Raw genomic sequence first — 23705 nt, forward strand, 5'->3', positions numbered from 1 at the left:
ACTCATTAAATGGTATTTTGATACTGGATAAATGTCCAGTTTGCCGTATTAAAATTCGACAGATAGACTAGGCGCTCCGTATTCTGTCCCATCAAATTAGAATGAGTTGCCATGAACGAACGTCGTGCCTTGGGCTTTGGCCTTTCCGCAGTACTGCTGTGGTCAACGGTCGCTACTGCTTTTAAGCTGACCCTTGCTGAGTTTTCACCGATTCAAATGCTGACCATTGCCAGTATTGTGTCGTCGATTGCGCTGATCGCAGTCTGCGCCTTTCAAGGTAAGCTCTCTCAGCTGAGTACAACGTTCCTTTCAAACCCTTGGTATTACCTGCTGCTCGGCTTGGTTAACCCATTGGCTTATTACCTGATTCTATTCAAAGCCTACGACCTGCTGCCCGCTTCTCAAGCTCAAGCCATCAACTACAGCTGGGCTATCACGCTAACCTTAATGGCGGCGGTTTTTCTGGGGCAAAAGATTCGTAAGCAAGATTGGATTGCGTGTACCTTCAGCTATGCGGGTGTGGTAGTTATTGCCACCAAAGGCGATGTGTTAGGCATGCAGTTCGATAGCCCACTCGGTGTGGCACTGGCGCTGCTTTCTACTCTGCTTTGGGCAGGATATTGGATTCTCAACACCAAAAACAAGGCTGACCCAGTGGTTGGCGTACTGCTTGGTTTCTTAGTGGCATTACCTTTCGCGATCGGTTTAACCCTTTTTGAAGGCGAGAGCTTTAGGCAAATCACAGCGAAAGGTTGGATGGCCGTAACTTATGTTGGCCTGTTCGAGATGGGCATTACCTTTGTCTTGTGGCTCTCGGCATTAAAACTGACCAACAACACGGCACGTATCAGCAACCTAATTTTTGCCTCGCCGTTTATCTCGTTGATGCTACTTTCCACTATTATCGGCGAAGAGATTCACCCAGCGACCCTGTTTGGCTTGGTACTGATCATTGCCGGCCTTGTTATCCAGCAGATCAAATGGGGAAAGAAGAAAAACAACCTCAGCCCTGAAAGTTAATGCCCAGAAAGATTAGGATTATCGCACTACGCGACTTCCCGAATTATCAACGATAACAAGCTTTGAATACAAAAATGGCGAGTCCTATGACTCGCCATTTTTATTTTAATTATTAAGCATCTACCTCTAGAGTCATGTTAGTTCCCTAATATTTCACTGAAGTCATTTTCAGCGAATAACCCCAACACCTCCGATATTCAAAAACACCACATCAAAAAGTTCGATATAGATTGCTATAAGTTTTACTAATAAGACTATTACGCATCCAACTAGGTAATACGACACCGTCATGATTATATGTTATGAAAATGTTACCTAAGGAAATGACGTGTCCCTATTACAAGAACTAGAAGAGTGGCTACCAGAAATGGTAGAAATTAGACGAAATATTCATCAACACCCAGAACTGGGTTTTGAAGAGCACAACACACAAAGTATGGTAATCGCCAAGCTCAAGGAATATGGCGTTGAACAAATAGACTCTCGCTTTGGAGGAACAGGCGTTGTTGCGGTTATCCAAGGGGAACTCGGTGACGGAAAAACTTTAGGTTTAAGAGCCGATCTGGACGCATTGCCGATCCACGAAGAAAACAACTTTTCTCACCGTTCTTGTCAGGCCGGAAAAATGCACGCATGTGGGCATGATGGACATACCACAATGCTGCTATATGCAGCAAAATACCTCGCAAAAAACCGTCAATTTAATGGTAAAGCCGTACTCATTTTTCAACCCGCTGAAGAAGGCGTTGGTGGCGCGCAAAAAATGCTTCAGGATGGCTTACTTGAGTGCTATCCATTAGATGCATGTTACGCACTTCATAACATGCCAGGAATACCAGAAGGGCATTTCGCATTCAAAGAAGGACCGATCATGGCAAGTTCCGATCGTCTCTTTATTCAGATTAATGGCAAAAGTGGGCATGCGGGCCTACCACAAAACACTCAAGATCCTTTATTAGTTGCGACCCATATCTATCAAGGTATACAAGGCTTAGTTAGTCGAACTTATAGCCCGTTTGAACCGCTTGTCGTTTCAGTCACACAGTTACATTGCGGTGAGACAACTAACGCTATCGCTGATACCGCTCAAATGAGTGGCACCTTCAGAACTCTCTCCCAAAATGTGCGAGACCGCTTGGTCTCTCAACTTGATACTTTGGTTTCTCACACTGCCATGGCTTTCGACATGACCGCACAATTCTCCCTAGGTCCAATATCTCACCCACCCACCGTCAACAGCTTCCCCGAAGTCGAGACAGCAGTGAAAGCCGCCTCTTCAGTCGTTGGTAATGATCAGGTTAACGCAACATGTGAGGCTTTATTAGCCAGCGAAGACTTTTCTTTTTTTCTAGACCAAGTACCGGGATGTTATGGGTTCATCGGCAACGGATTAACCATCAATGGAGAAACGATAGGCTTGCACCACAAGAACTACGATTTCAATGATCGAGTGTTACCGACCGGAGCCGCATACTTCATCTCTCTACTTCAACAAAACTAGCTCATAAAAATTAGCACAGGGGTCACGGTGACCCTCAATAATCACAGGAGTGTGAAATGTCAGGTTTACTAGATCAAAAACAACTCCCTCAGAAAGTCAGCATAATTGATCGTATTGAGAAGTTTGGTGACCGAATACCCCATCCATTCTATATGTTTATTACCTTATGCTTAGCGGTCATATTCTTGTCTTGGATAGTGTCGACTTTTGGTGGGAATATAGCGCACCCTTTGAGCGGAGATGAAATCAAAGTAAAGAACCTGCTCAGTGGCGAAGGGTTTGTGTACATTCTAAATTCAGCTGTATCAAATTTTATCGCGTTTAAACCTCTTGGTTTGGTACTTTGCATGATGCTCGCGGTAGGGCTTGTTCAAGAAGTAGGATTAGCAGACTCAGCAATTAAACAATCGCTTTTAAACGCACCCAAAAATTTCGTAACTGCCTCTATATTTCTAACCGGGATCATCGGTAACTTAGCATCTGATGCGGCGTTTATCTTAGTGCCTCCTTTAGCTGGCATCATTTTCTCTGCGACCAATCGAAACCCTGTCGTAGGAATTGCTGCTGGCTTTGTTGCTGTGGCCGCAGGCTTTACTGCCAACGTATTTATCGCAGGAACGGATGTTTTACTCTCCGGTATTTCAACAGAAGCTGCCCGCATTGTTGAACCTGTAGAAGTTAGCCCCGCGGCTAACTGGTACTTCATGCTTCTTTCGGTACCTCTCTTGGTCATACTTGGAACACTTATAACAGACAAATACATAGAACCGCGATTTGATAAGCAAACAAAACGCTCTGCCGAAGAGTCTCCACTGAGCACTGAAAACCCTGAGAAATATAGTGTCACCGACATTCAAAAACGAGCTTTAAAATGGTCTGGGTACGCATCAATTGTTTTTATCCTAGGAATGGTGGCGCTACTACTTCCAAGTGATTCGCCATTGAAAAACGCCGATGGCGGCTTAGTTCCATCTCCCTTCCTTACTGGCATAATCCCAATAATTATGGCGTTTTTCATTATGAATGCCGTGGTTTACGGTGTAAAAGCCGGAGAGATAAAGAAAGCGAGTGATGTGCCCGATCTGATGGCGAAGTCATTGCATGGTATTGGGGGTTACATCGTCTTAGTTTTTGTTATTGCCCAATTTATTGCTTGGTTTAATTGGTCTAACTTGGCTATATTTTTCGCTGTGAATGGCGCTGAAATGCTCGCTCAGGTTGAAGTGCCAAAGCTATTAATGTTAGCCATGTTTATGATACTTGCAGGGTTCATGAACCTGATTGTTTTCAGTGGTTCGGCTCAATGGGCAATCATGGCCCCAGTCTTTATTCCACTATTCATGCTACTGGATATATCACCTGAATATACTCAGATGGCTTACCGAATCGCAGACTCAACAACCAATATTATATCTCCAACAAACCCTTACGTGCCGATGGTATTAGCGTTGATAGCCAAATATAACCCCAACGTAAAATTCGGTACATTTCTAGCTATGATGGTCCCATATGCATTCTTTCTATTTACAATCTGGGGAGCTGTATTCTTGACCTACACTATGCTAGGTCTACCTGTTGGACCTATGTAGACCGCGTAAACTACAGTTTGAGACTGACTTGCTTTCTGAGCATTAGATTAAACTCATCGATGATCTGTCGGTGAGTTTCTTTTCTTGTAATTAGCCCAATTGAACGATATTGAATTGGTTTTACTATTGGGATAAATCTCAAGTTCTCATGAGCATGTAATGAAGCGATGGTTGAGGATAAAATAGCAGAACCTAAACCGCTATCGATCATACCAAGCAATGTTGAAGTGTGTGACGCACTAATTTCAGGATCATAGGTAAGACCTGCTCGCATAAATGCCTGGTCAGCAAGTGTTCTTAAACTATTTCCTGGACTGATACCAATAGAAGCATACTGATGAGCCTGCTTCCAGTTAACCTCACTCTCTGCACTCAAGTGATGAGCCTTATTACAGGTAAAGCATAAGTGATCACGAAACAGCAGTTCAAAATTTAGTTCCGAGTTATTAGGGGGAGTACCAATACCTATATCCGCACGTCCTTCTAGAACTGAATTATGGATATCATTAACTCGCTCCTCAATTAACCGAAACGAAAAAGATGGGTGCGTTCTTTTCAGCTCACTGATGGTTTTCGGAACCAATGAAGAACACATTGAATACAAAGACGAGATAACCAGCGTTCGATGGTAGCCTTGCTGACGAGCTTTATTTTCCAACTCCCACTTATCCAAACGGTTAACAATGAACAAAGCTTCTTGATAGAACGTACGACCAGTTTCAGTTAGCAGTATTTTTCGGCCTCTTTTCTCAATAAGTTCTGAGGCAGTTTGTACCGCAAGTTTTTGCATCATTTGGCTCAATGCAGATTGCGTAATGTGTATTTGTTCAGCCGCGGCTGTAAAACTTTTAGTTTCAGCAAGAGTAATAAACGCTTTAAGTTGTCGATAACTCACATCCATAAGACTGACACCACCTTAAGTATTTTCTTTGCACAAAGTTATCGATTACGAAACATCAATAAGAAGACTCACAATATAAGATTCACACAAAGCGATAGAGTCAGTTCAGCGTCATGGGTTGCTACAATGTGTGTGGCTTCTCATTAAAAATCATATCAAGCAGAAAGTTTTACAACCGTTCTGTGCCCTTCCAATTTAGAGTGCGAAGTGACTAAGGAGTTGGACTTTACTGATGCTTATGGTTGTTCAGTGTTCCATGAGATGTGAGGTGCGTTAACAGTTTAGCGTTAGATAGGAAATTATTGCGGGTTTAGATTTGAAAGTTAAATTAACCGTGAAGCATATATGTTATCCAAACTAGGCTCTAACAACTCAGAGCCCAATAAAGACGATTACAAATTGAGTTTTGGTTTGAAAGTTGAAATTTAGCCACCAAAGAAACTAAATGTAAGAATGCAAAATAGCTACTCTCGAGGGATAATTAGTGGCTGTCACTATTAAGAGACAAACCTGTTGTCTGTCACTCTTAAACCCACTGGCCTGCTGCAAAGCCAGAGCTCCAGCACCATTGGAAGTTATATCCTCCTAACCAACCTGTTACGTCCATTACTTCACCGATGAAGTAGAGGCCAGAAACCGTCTTACATTCCATGGTTTTTGAAGATAGGTGATTGGTGTCCACACCGCCTAGAGTCACTTCCGCTGTTCGGTAACCTTCCGTGCCGTTTGGTGCAATTTTCCAGTTCTCTAGATGCTCTACAATGTCATTCAGCTGCTTTTCGTTGAACTGCTTAAGCGGCTTGTCTTCCAGCTCTTTACGATCAATCAACACTTCCACAAAACGCTTTGGTAATGCTTTCGCTAAGGTGTTTTTCAGGCTCTGATTTGGGTGCTTCTCGCGAGAGTTAGCCAGCAACTCAGCCACATCCACTTCTGGTACTAGATTAATCGAAACCGATTGACCCGCTTTCCAGAAAGAAGAAATTTGCAGTACTGAAGGACCCGATAGGCCGCGGTGAGTAAACAGCAACGCTTCTTTGAATAAGGTGCCGTCTTGCGCGGTGATCTCGGCAGGAATCGCGATTCCTGAAAGCTCAGCGAAATCTTCTTTATCTTCTTTATGCAGAGTAAATGGTACTAAGCCTGCGGTAGTTGGCATCACAGACAAACCAAATTGCTCGGCAATCTTGTAGCCAAATGGCGTTGCGCCCAGCTTAGGCATCGACAAACCACCTGTCGCCACAACCAGTGAGTCACACTCAACTTCGTCGGTATTGAGGTGCATCTTGAAGCCAGCGTCTGTTTTTTCGATGGAGTGAACATCACAACGGTAGCGTTGTTCGACTTTCGCCTGCTTACACTCGTCAAGCAGCATGCTCACGATATCTTTTGCTGTGTGGTCATTCACACAGAACAACTGGCCGTGATCACGCTCTTCGAACTCAATACCGTACTTGCTCACCATCGAGATAAAATCCCAGTTGGTGTATTGAGATAAAGCTGACTTCACGAAGTGAGGGTTGTTACACAGGAAGTTGTTGGCTGAAACATCATAGTTAGTGAAGTTACAACGACCGCCACCTGAGATTAAAATTTTTCTGCCTGGTTTCTTTGCATGATCAACCACCAGCACTCGTCGGCCACGTTTACCCGCTTCCGCAGCACACATTAAGCCTGCGGCGCCCGCACCAATTACGATTACATCAAATTTTTCACTCATGTGGTTCTGCTTTTCTTCACTTTTGCAGCCCGAGTACACCCTGTTCTCGAAATGCCATCAATAAAAAAGGATGTGCATAAACAGCACATCCTTACTAATTGCTCGCTATTTTAGCGGCAATTTTAAACTTTGCAATTGATGTTCAATTGTACAATTAGCAGACAGCAGCAAAACCACTACTTAACTTAGCGAACCAACAACCGAAGCTTCACACCAGAACCTAAGCTCTACTTCACACGTACTAAAAACTTAGACGATAAAAGAAGACAGCAACGTTACACCCAGCAGAGCGGAAGAAAGTATAAACAACTGTCTTACGCGATCACACTTCGACATAAACACTTCGTCGTGATGATGGTGATACTCTTTGCTTTTGATGTAACTAAACAAGCGAACCTGTTTGGTCATATTGCCATGAGTTGTGAAGAATCCACCTCCGTCTACTTGTTGATAAAGTAGAGGATGTGCTTCTCGCATTATATAAATGAGTGTTCTTAGCGCAGTAAAATATCGCGCCCAGTTCACGCAAGTCACAACCATTAGTGCAAATAGAATAGTGTCGCCGCTGATCATCCTTTCCTCCCTACATCTTCATAAGAAAACTCAAAAGAAAAAGATAATCAGTGTCTTTCCCGTACTGCCTAAACGGCAGGAGCTTCCATAATTGAAGATGAACCATCTTTTGCCAATTGCGCTAGGTCTTTATCAATAAAGAACAGTGCTTTACCGTCTTCACCAACAAGCTCTAGCTTATCCAATACACCTTTAAACAACTTCTCTTCTTCGTGTTGCTCTGCAACGTACCATTGCAGGAAGTTAAAGGTTGAGTAATCTTGTGTGCTGAAAGCAACGTGAGCCAGTTTGTTGATCTTTTGAGTAATCATTTGCTCATGTTCATAAGTTTCACGGAACACAGCACCAAGGCTATCAAATTCATGTTTTGGCGCTTCAATCGCACCTAGAATTGGCATAGCACCTGTTTCACTTACGTAAGTGAAAAGACGCTGCATATGTTCCATTTCTTCTACTGCATGAACACGCAGAAACTCTGCTGCACCTTCAAATCCTTTGTCTTCACACCAAGCACTCATTTGTAAGTATAGATTGGATGAGAAAAATTCTAGGTTAATTTGATCATTCAGTTGCTCAACCATAGTTTTTGACAGCATTTAAGACTCCTAATTACATCCTCAATTTTCTCTACTATATCACTATTTAATGAATATCTCGCAGGCCATTAGTTAACCAATATTTCGAGCTGTCATTACGCAAGACAGTGGATATGAGATCACTTCAGCAAAAAAAACCATCGCATAGTGCTAATCTTAAATCAGACAATGAATAAAGGAGGTAGCGATATGAGTTACAAACATATTTTGGTCGCGGTCGATTTATCAGAAGACAGCAAATTAATTGTGGATAAAGCGGTAGCATTGGCTAAGCCATTGGAAGCCAAAGTCTCTTTTATCCATATCGATATTAACTACGCAGAGCTGTATACCGGCCTGATTGATATCAACATGGCCGAAACCCAGCACAACGCGATGGAAGCGTCTCGTATTCAGCTGCAAAATTTTGCGGAGCACGCCCAATACCCGATCACCCATACCCTAGTAGGCAGTGGTGATTTGAGTCATGAGCTGTGTGACACCATCAACGAGTTCAATGTTGATCTCGTGGTTTGCGGTCACCATCAAGACTTTTGGAGCAAGCTGCTCTCTTCAACACGCCAACTGATCAACGCCTCTCCGGTTGATATGCTGGTCGTGCCTCTAAGAGATTCAGAAGACTAATGATTTAAGGTTAGGTAACATACAGCTCATATCTTATTAACGAAGTTTTACTATGAGCTATTTAGCTGGTGTTACCCTCCTATGGGCCTTCTCCTTTAGCCTGATCGGCGTTTACCTTGCGGGTCAGGTTGATTCTTGGTTCTCTGTTTTAATGCGTGTTGCCCTTGCTGGCGTCGTATTTCTTCCTTTCCTAAAGTTTCGCGGCGTATCGCGTAAGCTGATCGCTAAATTGATGGCAATTGGTGGTATCCAGCTTGGCCTGATGTACTGCTTCTACTATCAGTCTTTCTTACTGCTATCCGTTCCTGAAGTCCTTTTGTTTACTGTCTTTACCCCAATTTACGTCACGCTTATTTATGACTTTCTCAAAGGGCAATTCTCTCCGTGGTACCTAGTGACAGCGGCAATTGCGGTATTGGGCGCGGTATTCATTAAGTTCGCAGGTATTAACGAAAACTTTTTAGTCGGCTTCCTCGTCGTGCAAGGCGCGAACCTGTGCTTTGCTATTGGTCAGGTGGGCTACAAGGTGGTGATGGAGAAGGAATCGACCGAGTTGCCTCAGCGAACCGTATTTGGTTACTTCTACTTAGGGGCGCTATGTGTCGCGTCAGTGGCTTTCATGCTACTAGGCAACCCAGAGAAACTGCCCACCACCACACTTCAATGGGGAATCCTGATCTACCTTGGCTTGATTGCGTCGGGGCTGGGTTACTTTATGTGGAATAAAGGCGCGTGCATGGTGAATGCTGGCGCGCTGGCAGTGATGAACAATGCCTTGGTTCCTGCTGGTCTGGTGGTGAATATCCTGATTTGGAACAGAGATGTCGATTTGGTTCGCTTGTCTATTGGTGGCGCCGTTATCTTATTCTCTTTATTCGTCAATGAGACGTGGGTGAAGAAGCGCGTAGCAAGATCCGCAAGCAACGCTTAGCTGATTTGAACGAGCTACATGAGTCAGCTCGGATAACCCCAAAAAGCAAAAGAGCGACCTAAGGTCGCTCTTTTTAAATCATCGCTGTAGCAATAAACCATTCAAATCAACTTCAGTGGATTTGATTGTGGCTCACTACCTGAGTCTTGGTTTCAGTGAAGGCAACATCATCAAGTTGTAGGTTGATTCGTTCCAATTCACTTTCCAGCTTCTGACTTTTCTTAAACAGCTTTTGCTGCTTCTTAATCATCTTCGCCAGTTTCTTATTGTACTTCTCTTGTTTCTTAGCCGCTTTCTTCGCTTGTTTGAGTTCAGCTTTCTCATCACCGCTCGCCTTCGCCATCAGTTTTTTCAGCTTGGCTTTTTTCTGTGCGGCTTCTTTTTTGGCAAGCTCAGGGGCCATATCAGCGGCGGCTGGATCGAACATTTGTACGCTCGGTTCAATTGCCTCGTTGATTTCCGCAAGCGACAGTTCTGGTGCAGGTAATGTTTCCGCTAGCAGGCCGCATGCGACTTTCTCTTCAACGGGTTTGTTTTGACAACCAAGAGGTGGAATTGCGGTGGGTTTGCATAGATTCGCTTGATCCGCCGAAGAACGCGCGCAAGAACGACACACGAACTTAGGTTCAGTCACTAAGCTGTGGATCTCGCCCAAGTGTTCGGTAATATCTCGACGGTTTAACTTACAAAAGCGTTTAGCCATGCTTCAACTCCAGCTAAGAATAATAATGATTCTTAGTTAGATATACATCCGTAACGCGACTATCGCAAGTGTTAAATGGCAATTTATCGTATTTATGACGGGAAATTTTCTTAGCGTGTATCTAAGTTATTGATGCTTCCACTAAGTCATTGATGCTTTCACATAGACGTCAAAACGGTTCTTTTTGGTTTCAATCGCCATGCTCGGTTTTTGTTCGTCTAACCAAGCAGCGTAATCCGGTCTTTTAACCACAACTCGCTTCGATGCCAATTTCATCGCCGGCTCAAATAGACCATCAGCATCCAGATCGGCACCCACCAAAGATTGGAATACGCGCATCTCTTTTTTAACCAAAGCCGATTTCTTTTTGTTCTCTGGGTGTGGGTACATTGGGTCGAGGTACACCACGTCTGGCTGTTCGAAGTCAGGATCGTTGCTGAGCTTATCCAACGCATCGTGACTGGATGCGTGAATCAGCTTCATACGCTCACTTACCCAACCACCGATGTCTGGGTCTTGTTGCGCTCGCTGCAAGCCATCATCAAGCAGTGCGGCCACAACGGGGTGACGCTCGACCATTTGCACCTTACAACCTAGAGAAGCCAACACAAACGCATCGCGCCCTAAGCCTGCAGTACCATCAAGAATAGTTGGCGTTGCGCCTTTGTTTAAACCAGCTGCTTTGGCAATCGCCTGACCTTTACCACCGCCAAACTTACGTCGGTGACCAACAGCGCCTCCCACTAAATCAACAAAGATAGCGCCAAGCTTAGGCTCATCGACTTTACGTAGCTCAAGTCGCTCACTAGTCAGTACCAAAGCAAAATCACTGCTTTCATCATGAGATAAGTTCCAGCGGGTCGCTAAGTCATTCAAATGATCGATTTGGGTAGCATCTTCGCAAATCAGTTGTAGTTGCAAGGTCGTCTCCAACAGACAGTAGTATTCAAAACAAAAGAGGCAACCAGTTTACCTGATTGCCTCAACAATACATATTAGCGGTGAAAAGTATTCCCAGCTAAAGTCGGCTTACCTAAACCAATGGCTCTGTCTCTCGCTCTTGTCTTAACTCTTCAACAAGCTCTGCGAGTGGCTTAGGTCGCCCTATGATGTAGCCCTGCGCGTAGTTCACACCCAGTTCGATAAGCTTGTCGATAATCTGGGTATTTTCAACGAACTCAGCCACGGTGTGCTTGCCCATCTGCTTGGCAAGATCATTGATCGAGCGAACCATTACATGGTCCATCTCATTCACATCAATATCACGTACAAACAAGCCATCGATCTTCACAATATCGACAGGCAGCTTTTTCAGATAGCCAAATGACGATAGCCCTGAGCCAAAATCATCCAATGCAATCATGCAGCCAAGCTCTTTGATTCGAGTGAAGAACTTGATCGCCTGCTTCATGTTACTCATGGCCGCTGTTTCGGTGATCTCTAAACAAATCTTATGACACGGTATCGATGAATCGCTCAGGCTATCTATCAAAAATTCGACAAACTCACGGTTACCCATCGAGTGACCGGAAAGATTGATTGAACACATCCCCAGTTCCTCAATAACCTCAGGGCGTTGCTCCAACCAACCCAAGGTTTGACTGACGACTTGGCGGTCAATCAAATGCGCGATGTTATAACGCTCTGAGGCTGGCATGAAGATCCCCGGGGAGATGTATTCCCCTTGGATGTTCTTGATGCGGACCAAGATTTCAAAGTGCATTTTATCGCTGTCTTCATCTAGGCCAAGAATTCGCTGCGCAAACAACTCTAAGCGATCGTTAGCCAAGGCCTCATGCACTAGGTTAACGCACTCCATCTCAAGATGGCGACGACGCAGGTCTTCATCATCTTGATGGTAAAGATGATAGCGATTGCGACCTTCTTCTTTAGCGGCATGACAAGCTGCATCCGCCTGAGCGTGCACCATCTGTGGTGAAGCTGCTGTATGGTCGATCAATCGAATACCGATAGAGCACGTCAGGTTGAGTCGAATATCATCCCACAAGAATGGATTCTCACTCATCATCGAGATAATACTGCGACACACATTCACCGCATCTCGTTCAGTACAGTCTTTCATCAGCACAGCAAACTCATCACCACCCATTCGCGCTAACACCGCATTGTAAGGCAGTACGTCTTCTAGCAGTTTGGCGCTAAACAAGATCGCAGCATCACCCGCTTCATGTCCTGCGGTATCGTTCAGCACTTTCAGCTGATCCAAATCTAGGAACAACATTGCGTGAGTTCGCATGTGGCTCTCAACCTCTTTCAGCGCCTTTTGCAGCTCTTGCTCAAAGTGGTTGCGGTTAAAGGTGTCAGTCAGTAGGTCATAGCGAGCCTGATACTCTAGCTTTTCAGAAAGCTCGTGCGTTTCGGTGATGTCTTCACCCACAATCAACAGCTGATCAGACTCCACCAACGGGCGGATATTTTCACGAATCCAGCTCTTGCTGCCGTCGGCATGGCGATATTCGATATCACGACGCCACACACCACGAATCTTATGCTGAGGTTGCAGCAAGATATGACGAGGAATCATCGCGTTCTCATCAACATAGAATTCTCTAGGGCGATGGCCCAACAACTGATCGAGAGGGTATCCCAAAAGCTCTTCGGCAAACTGGTTCACTTGTTGAATGCGATTATTGCCATCGAGCGTAATCATCATCACCGGCTGTTTGTCGTAATACAGCTTCAAGTTTGCTTCACGTTGGAACAGCTTATTCTCAGCAAGCTTACGTGAGGTCACGTCGCGCGCCTCAAAGAGAAACTGAATGTCTTCGTCTTCACTGCCCGGCATCGGCTTCAATGAAATATCCAACACCATCGCACCGCGATCTCGACACCACACCTCGGCTTCAAATCGTAAGGCTGGGTGCTCACTTTTTGCGATGAAATATTCGGCTAGCACTTCTCGCGCAGAACTTTCCCAATGTTGGTGTTGTTGCAGCGGCGTTCCCAGTTTATAGCCTTGATTATAAAGCAGCTCATGTAACTTGCTGTTACTCGACAGCAGCACGCCACCCTTATCAATGATGCCCATAAATTGCAGGCTCTGATCAAATATCGACTCCAACAGTCGTTGGCTTTGGCGACTTGCACGTTCGCTCTTCTTCAGACGGTTAAGGTAATACACCAACACCGCGATAACACACGACATGCTCAAGAACATTAAACCGATGGTGCGAATTTCATCGCGATAGCGCATTAAGAATGACTTCGGCTTATTGAGGAAGGTTACTGAGGCTTCATTCTCTGCACCCAAATCCCAACGTGAGATCTGTTGGTAATCGAGTTTGATTTCTGGCGCGCCAGCAACCACCAATGGCAATGGAGCCTTAGGATTGTTCAGCACGCTCAACAGCACGCGCCCCGTGTCTCGACCTTGCGTTTCTCCACTGTGGATCACGCCACCAATCGCACCAAACCCAAGTCCTAAATCATGCACAATATACAATGGCATCTGAGTTTTTTTGTTGAGCTGACGCCAGTCTTCTTTGCTGCTGACCCGACCATTGATGTCGCGGTAGTAGGCCCAGAACAACAAGCTTTTAGTTAGATCAGCGCGTTGCGCGAACGTCATCAGTTCTTGATAAGAATCAGGCGTATATTGCTCCACCATCCCAGAAAACTCAGGGCGTTTTTGTAGAAATAAATCCACTTGAGCGCGAATAGCTTCACCCGTTACCGAGTGATCGGTAACCACGTAAACTTTTTTAACCGTCGATTGAAGTCGATTGATCAGCTCAATATTGCTCGCCATATCAATATCTTCAGTGATACCGGTTGCGTGCAAGCCTTCAATCATTTGCGGAGAAAAATTGTTGATGCCACCAAAAATAACGGGCGTGCCATTGAGTTCGGGCGCTAAGCGTTTCATCAGATTGAGGGCGTTATTATCACTGACGACTACAGCGGCAAATTCTTCATGCGACAGCTTAGTGCGGTATAGCTGATAAATTCGCTCTAAGTATTCAGCGTTTTGAGTTCGCTTGGTATCGAGATAAACAACCCGGTAAGATAACCCATCGCGATCGAGCTCATCAGATAGTCCTTTATGGAAATCATCTGTCCAGAAAAAGCCTTGATGATAAGAGTGAATAACCAACACATCTTTTGCCTGAGCTGAAGCAAAAACACTCCAACACATCACAATAAAAAATAACGAAAATCGCACTGAATTCACCCTAACCCTATAGTTACTGCTAATATTATCACCCTTGGCTATGATGTGTACTCAAGCCGGTATGTTTTTCATTCAACCTAAGGATTATGCATGTCCACAACCACAGCTCGTCTAGATGATCTAGACCGTGCCATTCTCAAAACCTTGATGGAAGATGCACGAACTCCTTACGCTGAAATGGCAAAGCAGTTCGATGTCAGCCCTGCGACGATTCACGTTCGCATCGAAAAGATGAGATCGGCAGACATTATCGAGCGAACGGAAGTTGTGGTAAACACCAAAAAACTGGGTTACGACGTGTGTTGCTTTATTGGCATCAACCTTAATGCTGCCAAAGATTACCACTCGGCGATCGCTAAGCTGAATGCCTTAGACGAAGTGGTTGAGGCGTACTACACCACTGGTGCTTACAATATCTTTGTAAAGCTGATGTGTAAGTCGATAGAAGAGCTGCAGTTTGTATTGATCGATAAGCTGCAAGCGATCGATGAAGTTCAGTCGACAGAGACACTGATTTCATTGCAGAACCCTATCAACCGCAATGTGAATCCATAACATTGATTCGCCTTGCTTGGCATAACGCACAGACAAAAAAAGAGCCTCTAACTAGAGGCTCTTTTCGCAATAAACTAGATAGTTACCGTGATTATGCGTTGATTCCCGCGTGGCGCAGCATTGCGTCGATTTGTGGCTCACGACCACGGAAGCGTTTGAACAGCTCCATTGGCTCTTCACTGCCACCCATTTCAAGGATGTTGTTCAGGAAGCGATTACCCGTTTCAGTGTTGAAGATACCCTCTTCTTCAAATGCTGAGAACGCATCTGCCGATAGCACTTCTGCCCACAGGTAGCTGTAGTAGCCCGCGCTGTAACCACCAGCAAAGATATGACCAAAGCTGTGTGAGAAACGGTTCCAATCTAGGCTTGGCAGTACCGACACCTTAGACTTAACATCCGCTAGCGTTTCTAGTACGCGAGCACCCACTTCAGGGTCGTATTCTGTGTGTAGCGTGAAATCGAACAAACCAAGCTCTAGCTGACGCAGGATAAACATCGCAGATTGGAAGTTCTTCGCCGCTAGCATCTTCTCTAGCATCTCTTTTGGTAGCGCTTCACCCGTTTCGAAGTGACCAGAGATGAACGACAGCGCTTCTTCTTCCCAACACCAGTTTTCTAGGAACTGACTTGGTAATTCAACCGCATCCCAAGGCACGCCATTGATACCCGCAACTGCGCCCGCTTCTACTTGCGTCAGCATGTGGTGGATACCGTGACCGAATTCGTGGAACAAGGTCACCACTTCATCGTGAGTAAACAGTGCTGGCTTATCACCAACTGGCTTATTGAAGTTACACGTTAGGTAAGCAACCGGGGTCTGTAGCTCGCCAGATTCGGTAATGCGACGACCACGACAGTCATCCATCCAAGCGCCACCACGTTTGTGTTCACGTGCGTATAGATCTAGGTAGAAGCTACCACGCAGTGTTCCAGTCGCATCAAAGATATCAAAGAAACGCACTGACTCATGCCAAGTGTCTACGCCTTGACGCTCTGTTACCGACATACCAAACACGCGGTTCAGTACCTCAAACAGACCTGAAACCACATTAGATTCTGGGAAGTAAGGACGAAGCTCTTCATCAGAGATCTCGAACAGTTTCTGTTTTTGTTTCTCACTGTAGTAAGCGATGTCCCACAGGTTTAGCTCAGAGACACCAAATTCTTTCTCAGCAAACTGGCGTAGCTCTTCAACTTCACGCTCACCTTGTGGTTTTGCTTTTACTGCTAGGTCGTTTAGGAAGCCAAGCACTTGGTCTGGCGTTTCTGCCATCTTAGTCGACAGTGATTTTTCGCTGTAAGTACTGAAACCAAGCATGCGCGCGATCTCGTGGCGCAGCTTAAGTTGCTCGGTGATGATCTCAGTGTTGTCCCACTTACCTGCGTTTGGACCGCGATCTGAAGCGCGCGTTACGTACGCTTCATAAAGCTCTTTACGCAGTTCTTGGTTATCACAGTAGGTCATCACAGGTAGGTATGATGGGATATCTAAAGTCAGTAGGTAGCCTTCTTGCTCTTTAGACTCAGCCGCCGCTTGAGCTGCCGCCAGTGCTGATTCAGGCATACCTGCCAGCTCAGCTACGTCTGTGATCTGCTTGCTCCAGCCCATGGTTGCATCAAGCACGTTATTTGAGAATTGAGAGCCTAACTCAGACTGGCGCTTGCTGATCTCGCCGTAACGATGCTGTTCATCTGCAGGTAAGCCAATGCCCGACAATTCAAAGTCGCGCAGTGCGTCGGTAATAGTTTTTTGTTGAGCTCGGTTCAGTGCAGAGAATGCTTCACTCGCCTTGATCGCTTTATACGCTTCGAACAAGCCTTTGTGTTGGCCAACCCAAGTGCCGTATTCAGATAGCACAGGTAAGCAGCTCTCATACGCTTCACGCAGTTCGTCACTGTTCACGACAGAGTTCATATGGCTTACAGGTGACCAAATGCGACCTAAACGATCATCCACTTCTTCAATTGGAGCAACTAGGTTGTCCCAGCTTGGTGAAGTATTACCTTCAAGTACTTGTTCTATCTTGTTGCGACACGCTTCAATCACTTGCTCAACTGCAGGCTTTACGTGCTCTGGCTTGATCTGTGAAAACGGAGGTAAGTCCGTGAAGGTTAATAGCGGATTAGACATATAAACATTCCTTTGGCTTTAGAGACTTTCGTCTTTTTTGTAATGAGGTCGTCTTACAGTCATCAGGCTAAAGTTCGCCCTAAAAAATCACCTGCGAATAGTTATTAAATAGTGCCCATAAAGGCAAATTTCAATAGTAGAACCAATAACTAACTGCAGATAGCTGACGACTGTCCCTGAATTGTTCGAGAATTTATGGTCCATTGAGGGTTATAATAGTCTGATTAACCCCACCTACACTAACCACACTCTAATTCGAGAGTGTTACGAGAGTTTAATTTGTTAAGTTATCGCCACAGCTTCCACGCAGGTAACCATGCCGACGTAGTAAAGCATATCGTACAGAGCCTTATTCTTAATTCTTTGAAACAAAAGGATAAGCCTTTTGTTTATCATGACACTCACTCTGGTGTAGGTCGTTACGACTTAACGCATGAATGGTCTGAAAAAACCGGTGAATACAAGCAAGGTATTGCTCGTGTGTGGGAGCAAACAGACCTTCCTGAAGACATTCAAAGCTACCTTGAGTCTATTTCCATTCTCAATAATGGCGAGAAACTGCGTTACTACCCGGGTTCTCCACGTGTTGCACGTGCACACCTGCGTGACCAAGACCGCATGGTACTGACTGAGCTTCACCCAGCCGATCACCCGCTGCTTGAGCAAGAGTTCCACCGTGATCGTCAGGTATCTATCTACAAAGAAGATGGTTTTAAGCGCTTAAAGGGCAGCCTGCCACCAAAAGAACGTCGTGGTTTAGTACTGATCGACCCGCCTTACGAGCTGGCAAAAGAGTACCGTGATGTCGTGACTGCAATCGCTCAAAGCCACAAGCGCTGGGCAACCGGTATCTACGCAATTTGGTACCCGGTAGTAAATCGCTGTGATATCGAAGATATGATCGAAGGTCTCGAAGGCTTAGGCATCAACAAGATTCTACAAATCGAACTTGGCGTATCACCAGACACCAACGAGCGTGGCATGACGGCATCAGGCATGATCGTGATTAACCCGCCTTGGAAGCTAGAAAGCCAAATGAAAGAGATTCTTCCATTCTTGAAGGAAGCAATTGCGCCAGCGACCGGTCACTTCAAAGTAGAGTGGATCGTACCCGAGTAATCTCGAACTTAACGTCATGCTCTGACAAATATTAAGCAGATTGTGACGTACACGAATAAATTTTAAACAGGGAGATTGAGTTCAACCGATCTGCCCTCAATATAATAATTAGACAATTTAAGAATCTATAGGACGTAGGTGTTCAGTGCGCTCACTGTACCCACAGCCTTCAATAAATGGAGAAAGTAATGGCGACTCATTTTGATTACATCTGTATCGGCGGCGGTTCAGGCGGCATCGCATCAGCAAACCGCGCAGCAATGCACGGTGCAAAGGTTGCACTTATCGAAGCTCAAGACCTTGGTGGTACTTGTGTAAACGTTGGTTGTGTTCCTAAAAAGGTAATGTGGCACGGCGCTCAAGTTGCTGAAGCGATCAACCTATACTCTGAAGATTACGGCTTCGACGTTGAAGTAAAAAGCTTTAACTGGAGCAAGCTGATTGAAAACCGCCAAGCGTACATTGGTCGTATCCACCAATCTTACGACCGCGTACTAGGTAACAACAAAGTAAACGTAATCAAAGGCTTTGCTAAGTTCGTTGATGAAAAGACAGTTGAAGTGAACGGTGAACACTACACAGCAGATCACATCCTGATCGCGGTAGGTGGTCGTCCAACAATTCCAAACATCCCAGGTGCAGAATACGGCATCGACTCAAATGGCTTCTTCGACCTAATGGAGCAACCAAAACGCGTTGCGGTTATCGGTGCTGGCTACATCGCAGTTGAGATCGCAGGTGTACTAAGCGCACTAGGCACAGAAACACACTTGTTCTGTCGTAAAGAATCTCCACTACGTAGCTTCGATCCAATGATCATCGAAACGCTAGTAGAAGTAATGGAAGCAGAAGGTCCAACACTTCACACGCACTCAGTGCCTAAAGAAGTTGTGAAAGAAGCGGATGGCACACTGACTCTACACCTAGAGAACGGCAACACTCAAAACGTTGACCACCTAATCTGGGCTATCGGTCGCCATCCAGCAACTGACGCTATCAACCTAGCATCAACTGGCGTTGAGACGAACGATCGTGGCTACATCAAGGTAGACGAGTTCCAAGCGACTAACGTTCCTGGCATCTACTGTGTTGGCGACATCATGGAAGGCGGTATCGAGCTAACTCCTGTAGCGGTTAAAGCAGGTCGTCAGCTTTCTGAGCGTCTATTCAACGGTCAAACTAACGCGAAAATGGACTACAACCTAGTTCCTACTGTTGTATTCAGCCACCCACCTATCGGCACGATTGGTCTAACGACTCAAGAAGCTGAAGAGAAGTACGGCAAAGACAACATCAAGGTTTACACATCTGGCTTCACTGCGATGTACACAGCAGTAACCAAGCACCGTCAACCTTGTAAGATGAAGCTAGTATGTGCTGGCGAAGAAGAGACTGTCGTTGGCCTACACGGCATCGGTTTCACGGTTGATGAGATGATTCAAGGCTTCGGCGTTGCAATGAAGATGGGCGCAACCAAAGCAGACTTCGACTCTGTTGTGGCGATTCACCCAACGGGCAGCGAAGAGTTTGTTACCATGAGATAATCAACGTCTTAGTTGAGCTCTCTTTAGAAGCAGGCCTTGTGCCTGCTTTTTTTATGCCCGCTTTGAACCTTGGTTCTCGATTCGACGTAACACAAATATCCACCTATCTAGATCAGCAATGGAGTTTGTGATGAATCTACTAATCGAATCATTTGAAGGCGGGATTTACTTGGCTTACCAAATCGTTGGCGAGCAAAAGCAATTAATTAAAGATGACCACCAGCATCCTATGAAGTTTTTGAGTGTAAACCAAGCACGCGATCATTTTAGTGACCAAGGCGTAGCATCAGCAATGCTGGTTCATAACAGCGCCTACGACGAGATGTGCGGTGAGCATTGTGGTAGCACACAGCCTTTCGAGATTGATTTGAAGTGGAGTTAAATCAACCTCAAATCAATCGCGATAAAAATTGAAAGGCTTGCATCAATGCAAGCCTTTCTTATGGGAGTCACTTTCACTTTTAATCACCTAGATTAGCGCGATGTCCGTTTAAGTCTTCGTTTAATGTTCTGCTCTTTCACTACAAAGTCGAATAGCGGAGCGAACAGGTTGGCGAACAAGATAGCCAGCATAATGCCCTCTGGGTAGGCTGGATTAAGCACTCGGATGCCGACCGTCATCACGCCGATCAAAATCCCATAGGCCCATTTACTCTGATTGGTAAACGCGGCAGATACTGGGTCTGTCGCCATGAAGAAGGTACCAAACGCTACACCACCCAACACAAAGTGCCAGTAAAACGGCATCGAAAACATCGAGTTAGTATCCGACCCTATCCAGTTCAGTAAACTCGAGGTCGCCACAAGCCCAACAATCACACCGGCGACAATGCGCCAAGACGCTATCTTCATCACAATCAAAATCAACCCCGTCAGCATGATAAGCAGTGACGACACCTCACCCATCGAACCTGGAATATTACCGATAAAGGCATCCATCCAGGTGATCGCCTCGCCAGTCATATTATTGATTAGTGACGGGCTGCCCCCCTCATACCATTGGCTCAGTGGGGTCGCGCCTGAATAGCCGTCAGCAGCAACCCATACCAACCCACCGGACATGTTGGCGGGATAGGCAAAGTAAAGGAACGCGCGTCCTGCAAGGGCTGGGTTAAGGAAATTTCGCCCTGTGCCGCCGAATAACTCTTTGGCGACAACAATACCAAAGGTGATACCTAACGCGGCTTGCCAAAGCGGGATGGTTGGCGGGAGGATGAGTGCAAACAGCACAGAGCTAACAAAAAAACCTTCATTAACTTCGTGCTTACGAACGACAGCAAACAGTACCTCCCAGACGCCACCTACTACAAACACCGTGGCATAAACGGGTAGGAAATAGAGTGCACCAAGCAACATCTGACTTGCCCAGCCACTTGCCATCAATGACTGCGCATCACCAAATGCCCACGACAGACGCCAGCTACTCTCGATAACCGAGGCAAGTTCATTTAATTGATAACTGGATGTGAGTGCGAGAACGCTTTGGTGTCCGACGTTATACATTCCCCAGAACATTGCCGGGAAGGTCGCCAACCACACCAAAATCATAATGCGCTTTAGGTCAATGCTGTCACGAACATGGGTTATGCCGCGGTTTACGTTTCCGGGTGTATAGAATATTGTCGCGAAAGCTTCATACACTGGGTAGAGCTTTTCGTACTTACCACCGGCTTCAAAGCGTGGAGCCACGTCTTCTAATCGTTTTTTTAAACTCATAATCTCAATCACCTTATTGCTTGAGTTATGGTTTTCTACGCATCAGCCGCGCTATTTGAACAATTTTTAACGATTTTTAATCAAATTCGTCTTGAAGAACGAGTGTCTAAAAGTCGAACCGATGTCGAAAAAGAGAGGCGTATAAACAACAAAGCCCCAGCAATGGCTGAGGCTTATTTGGTTTGGTAACGGTCGTCGTTACTTAACGCACATCACATTAAGCAATGAAGAACCTTTCAACTGGTTGACGTTACCGTTGGTAAACAGACCTTTCTTATCTGCGCCCCAATAAGGGAGATGCATTGGCCAGTTCTGTTTTTCCATAACCTTTGAGCTCAAGATGCTTTGCCATTGCTTCTCACTCATCAGCTTCATGTTGACCTGATTACACACCAATTCAGCGCTATCGTAATCTAGGCGGCTCCAAGGCTTACCTTGCTCCATATAGAACTGCTGCTGATGGTCTAGAAGGTAAGGAATCGCATATTGGCTACCCGCAACATTGGCTGTCACACGGATTTCGATTTCCAAATCGTTGTCTGAATTCGCGTTACCGCTTGGTAGCGTCTGAATTGCTGCAGCGCTCGCTACCGCCGCCACTTGCTTAGTAGCCACAGGTTTCGGTGCAGGCTTAGCTTCTACTTTTGCAGGAGCCTTGTGCGTCACCGCTTTTGGCTCTGCTGGTTTTGCCACAATAGGCTGTGATGAGGTTTTCGACTTATCGACCATACGAATAAAGGCTTCACCGTAACCAGAAACCTTACGCACCTGAGCTAGGTCTTTTCTCGCATCAGAGAAGGTAGAATAAGGTCCGATTAAGCAACGGTAGTCTCCGCCTTCCGGCTTCATCCAAACGTTGGTCGAGATCTTCTCATACAGAGGCTTTGCTCGGCTCAGTGACAAAGGCTTGTTCAGCAGGCCACATTGAACCCAAAACAGTTCGTTATCTGAATGACGTTTTGGTGCTTTACTGCCCCACACGCCCTTACCGATCGGACATGATTGCTCTAGCTGTGGTAATTGGTTGGTGCTTGCCTGAGTTGCATCACATAGAACCGACTCTGCATTCACTTGGCTCGATACCAAAAGAGATGCAGCGATAAGTCCCATACGATAATTTCTCGTCACAGCACGACATACAGCATTCATTGTCAATTTCATAACCACCACTTAAACCCTTGCGGGCTAATTATTACCGAATCTATGTCGATAAAACATGAATTCCATTTTAACTATTATTGACACTGTCAATAATACTAAGTTCCAGATCCATTAAGCAAAAAAAGAGCCGTAATTGCTTACGGCTCTTAATTTAGTGACTTTTTTTACTAAAAATCAAACCGGGCTATCACCCTTTATAAATTTTCGGGTTAAACACGTCACGTAACCAGTCGCCTAATAGGTTAATAACGAGAACCAATGTTACCAAAAGCACACCTGGGAATGCTGTGATCCACCATGCTCCTGAGAAAATGTAGTTAAAACCAGTACTGATCAGGGCACCGAGTGACGGTTGGTCTACCGGAAGACCTAAACCGAGGAAAGAAAGTGCCGCTTCTGACATGATGGCATTTGCCACCTGTACCGTAGAGATAACCAAAATCGGTGATAAACAGTTAGGCAGAATATGGCGGAACATGATGCGAGGCGCTCTAAAGCCCATCACACGTGCCGCTTCTACGTACTCTTTCTTCTTCTCTGCCAATACCGATGCACGAATCGTACGAGCATACTGCGGCCATTCAGCAATACCGATGATCACCACCAGCATAACAACCGCATATTGCGCGTAGAAGTCACTACCGAAACTCGCCTTAAAGATGGCCGAGACAATGATCGCAACCATCATGGTTGAGAACGAAAGCTGAACATCGGCAAAACGCATCAGGAAGCTATCAATACGACCACCGAAGTAACCTGCAGACAAGCCAATGATGATACCGAGAGTCAGCTGAAGACCTACCGCTAGGAAACCGATCGTCAATGACAGACGCGAGCCGTAAAGCATCGTAGATAAGATGTCACGACCCTGCTCATCGGTACCCAATAGGAAACGCTCTTCGCCATCTTCCATCCAAGACGGTGGTAGCTCAGAGTCCATGATGTCGATAGACGTCACGTCATACGGGTCTGTTGGCGCTAAAATCGGTGCCGCGAGTGCCATCACCAAGAAAGCAGTGAAAACAGCAAAGCTGAACATTGCCACTTTGTCACGTAAGAAGTAGTACAGAATATCTGACTGCTTAAATCGCTCCCAACGAGATGGAGCTGTTGTAGTTTGTTCCAT

At 45.6% G+C, this 23705-nt stretch carries 20 protein-coding genes; 9 read left to right on the plus strand and 11 right to left on the minus strand.

The genetic code is table 11. The annotated features are described in order from the left end of the window. Positions 1–111 precede the first annotated feature (111 nt). The 3 genes from AB4486_RS20100 to AB4486_RS20110 all read left to right on the plus strand — a co-directional run bounded on the left by AB4486_RS20100 (position 112) and on the right by AB4486_RS20110 (position 4110). Positions 112–1020, plus strand: coding sequence for a DMT family transporter (locus AB4486_RS20100; RefSeq protein WP_372058876.1), 909 nt, complete (start codon positions 112–114; stop codon positions 1018–1020). Between the two features lie 328 nt (positions 1021–1348). Further along, entirely contained in the window at positions 1349–2521 is a 1173-nt protein-coding gene (locus tag AB4486_RS20105; protein WP_017079350.1) for an amidohydrolase, read from the plus strand. Positions 2522–2577: 56 nt separating this feature from the next. Continuing rightward, on the plus strand, positions 2578–4110 hold the full coding sequence (locus AB4486_RS20110; protein WP_102332585.1) for an AbgT family transporter: 1533 nt from the start codon (positions 2578–2580) through the stop codon (positions 4108–4110). 10 nt (positions 4111–4120) lie between these two features. On the opposite strand, the gene AB4486_RS20115 is transcribed toward AB4486_RS20110, so the two are convergent. The 4 genes from AB4486_RS20115 to ftnA all read right to left on the minus strand — a co-directional run bounded on the left by AB4486_RS20115 (position 4121) and on the right by ftnA (position 7900). Then, positions 4121–5011: a LysR family transcriptional regulator gene (locus AB4486_RS20115; RefSeq protein WP_017079352.1), complete on the minus strand. Its 891-nt coding sequence runs from the start codon at positions 5009–5011 to the stop codon at positions 4121–4123. Positions 5012–5537: 526 nt separating this feature from the next. Beyond that, entirely contained in the window at positions 5538–6731 is a 1194-nt protein-coding gene (locus tag AB4486_RS20120; protein WP_372118384.1) for an NAD(P)/FAD-dependent oxidoreductase, read from the minus strand. 249 nt (positions 6732–6980) lie between these two features. Continuing rightward, entirely contained in the window at positions 6981–7304 is a 324-nt protein-coding gene (uspB, locus tag AB4486_RS20125) for a universal stress protein UspB (RefSeq protein ID WP_004735557.1), read from the minus strand. Positions 7305–7372: 68 nt separating this feature from the next. Further along, entirely contained in the window at positions 7373–7900 is a 528-nt protein-coding gene (gene ftnA, locus AB4486_RS20130; RefSeq protein ID WP_004735556.1) for a non-heme ferritin, read from the minus strand. 189 nt (positions 7901–8089) lie between these two features. Here ftnA and uspA point away from each other — a divergent pair, with 189 nt between their 5' ends. Further along, complete coding sequence (gene uspA / locus AB4486_RS20135; RefSeq protein WP_017060149.1) at positions 8090–8524, plus strand: universal stress protein UspA; 435 nt, start codon at positions 8090–8092, stop codon at positions 8522–8524. Positions 8525–8576: 52 nt separating this feature from the next. Continuing rightward, positions 8577–9455, plus strand: a complete 879-nt coding sequence (locus tag AB4486_RS20140; protein WP_017060148.1) for a carboxylate/amino acid/amine transporter — start codon at positions 8577–8579, stop codon at positions 9453–9455. 112 nt (positions 9456–9567) lie between these two features. On the opposite strand, the gene AB4486_RS20145 is transcribed toward AB4486_RS20140, so the two are convergent. The 3 genes from AB4486_RS20145 to AB4486_RS20155 form a co-directional block, all read right to left on the minus strand. Beyond that, on the minus strand, positions 9568–10158 hold the full coding sequence (locus AB4486_RS20145; RefSeq protein WP_017060147.1) for a hypothetical protein: 591 nt from the start codon (positions 10156–10158) through the stop codon (positions 9568–9570). 141 nt (positions 10159–10299) lie between these two features. Next, on the minus strand, positions 10300–11079 hold the full coding sequence (locus tag AB4486_RS20150; RefSeq protein WP_017060146.1) for a class I SAM-dependent methyltransferase: 780 nt from the start codon (positions 11077–11079) through the stop codon (positions 10300–10302). Between the two features lie 112 nt (positions 11080–11191). Further along, entirely contained in the window at positions 11192–14314 is a 3123-nt protein-coding gene (locus AB4486_RS20155; RefSeq protein WP_372051201.1) for an EAL domain-containing protein, read from the minus strand. 126 nt (positions 14315–14440) lie between these two features. Between AB4486_RS20155 and asnC the strand changes: the two genes are divergently transcribed. Then, positions 14441–14905, plus strand: a complete 465-nt coding sequence (asnC, locus tag AB4486_RS20160) for a transcriptional regulator AsnC (protein WP_008218581.1) — start codon at positions 14441–14443, stop codon at positions 14903–14905. Between the two features lie 91 nt (positions 14906–14996). Here the strand turns inward: asnC and prlC are convergent, their stop codons facing one another. After that, entirely contained in the window at positions 14997–17039 is a 2043-nt protein-coding gene (prlC, locus tag AB4486_RS20165; RefSeq protein WP_017071475.1) for an oligopeptidase A, read from the minus strand. Between the two features lie 279 nt (positions 17040–17318). Here prlC and AB4486_RS20170 point away from each other — a divergent pair, with 279 nt between their 5' ends. The 3 genes from AB4486_RS20170 to AB4486_RS20180 all read left to right on the plus strand — a co-directional run bounded on the left by AB4486_RS20170 (position 17319) and on the right by AB4486_RS20180 (position 20084). Next, on the plus strand, positions 17319–18158 hold the full coding sequence (locus AB4486_RS20170) for a 23S rRNA (adenine(2030)-N(6))-methyltransferase RlmJ (RefSeq protein ID WP_017060143.1): 840 nt from the start codon (positions 17319–17321) through the stop codon (positions 18156–18158). A gap of 188 nt (positions 18159–18346) precedes the next feature. Beyond that, positions 18347–19702 (plus strand): glutathione-disulfide reductase, encoded by a 1356-nt coding sequence (gorA, locus tag AB4486_RS20175; protein ID WP_017070093.1) that lies wholly within the window; start codon positions 18347–18349, stop codon positions 19700–19702. Positions 19703–19832: 130 nt separating this feature from the next. Continuing rightward, a complete protein-coding gene (locus tag AB4486_RS20180) occupies positions 19833–20084 on the plus strand; it encodes a DUF6482 family protein (protein WP_102332574.1) in 252 nt (83 codons plus the stop codon). Positions 20085–20176: 92 nt separating this feature from the next. Here AB4486_RS20180 and AB4486_RS20185 read toward each other — a convergent pair whose 3' ends face one another. From AB4486_RS20185 to AB4486_RS20195, 3 genes are all read right to left on the minus strand, one after another. Then, positions 20177–21418 carry an NADH:ubiquinone reductase (Na(+)-transporting) subunit B gene (locus AB4486_RS20185; RefSeq protein ID WP_372104130.1) on the minus strand — a complete coding sequence of 414 codons (1242 nt, stop codon included), beginning with the start codon at positions 21416–21418 and terminating at the stop codon, positions 20177–20179. 198 nt (positions 21419–21616) lie between these two features. Then, entirely contained in the window at positions 21617–22579 is a 963-nt protein-coding gene (locus AB4486_RS20190) for an SPOR domain-containing protein (RefSeq protein WP_372118388.1), read from the minus strand. Positions 22580–22766: 187 nt separating this feature from the next. Next, positions 22767–23705, minus strand: coding sequence for an ABC transporter permease (locus AB4486_RS20195; protein WP_372104136.1), 939 nt, complete (start codon positions 23703–23705; stop codon positions 22767–22769).

Origin of the sequence: Vibrio sp. 10N.222.55.C6 (assembly GCF_041473395.1) — a bacterium.
GTDB lineage: Bacteria > Pseudomonadota > Gammaproteobacteria > Enterobacterales > Vibrionaceae > Vibrio > Vibrio crassostreae_C.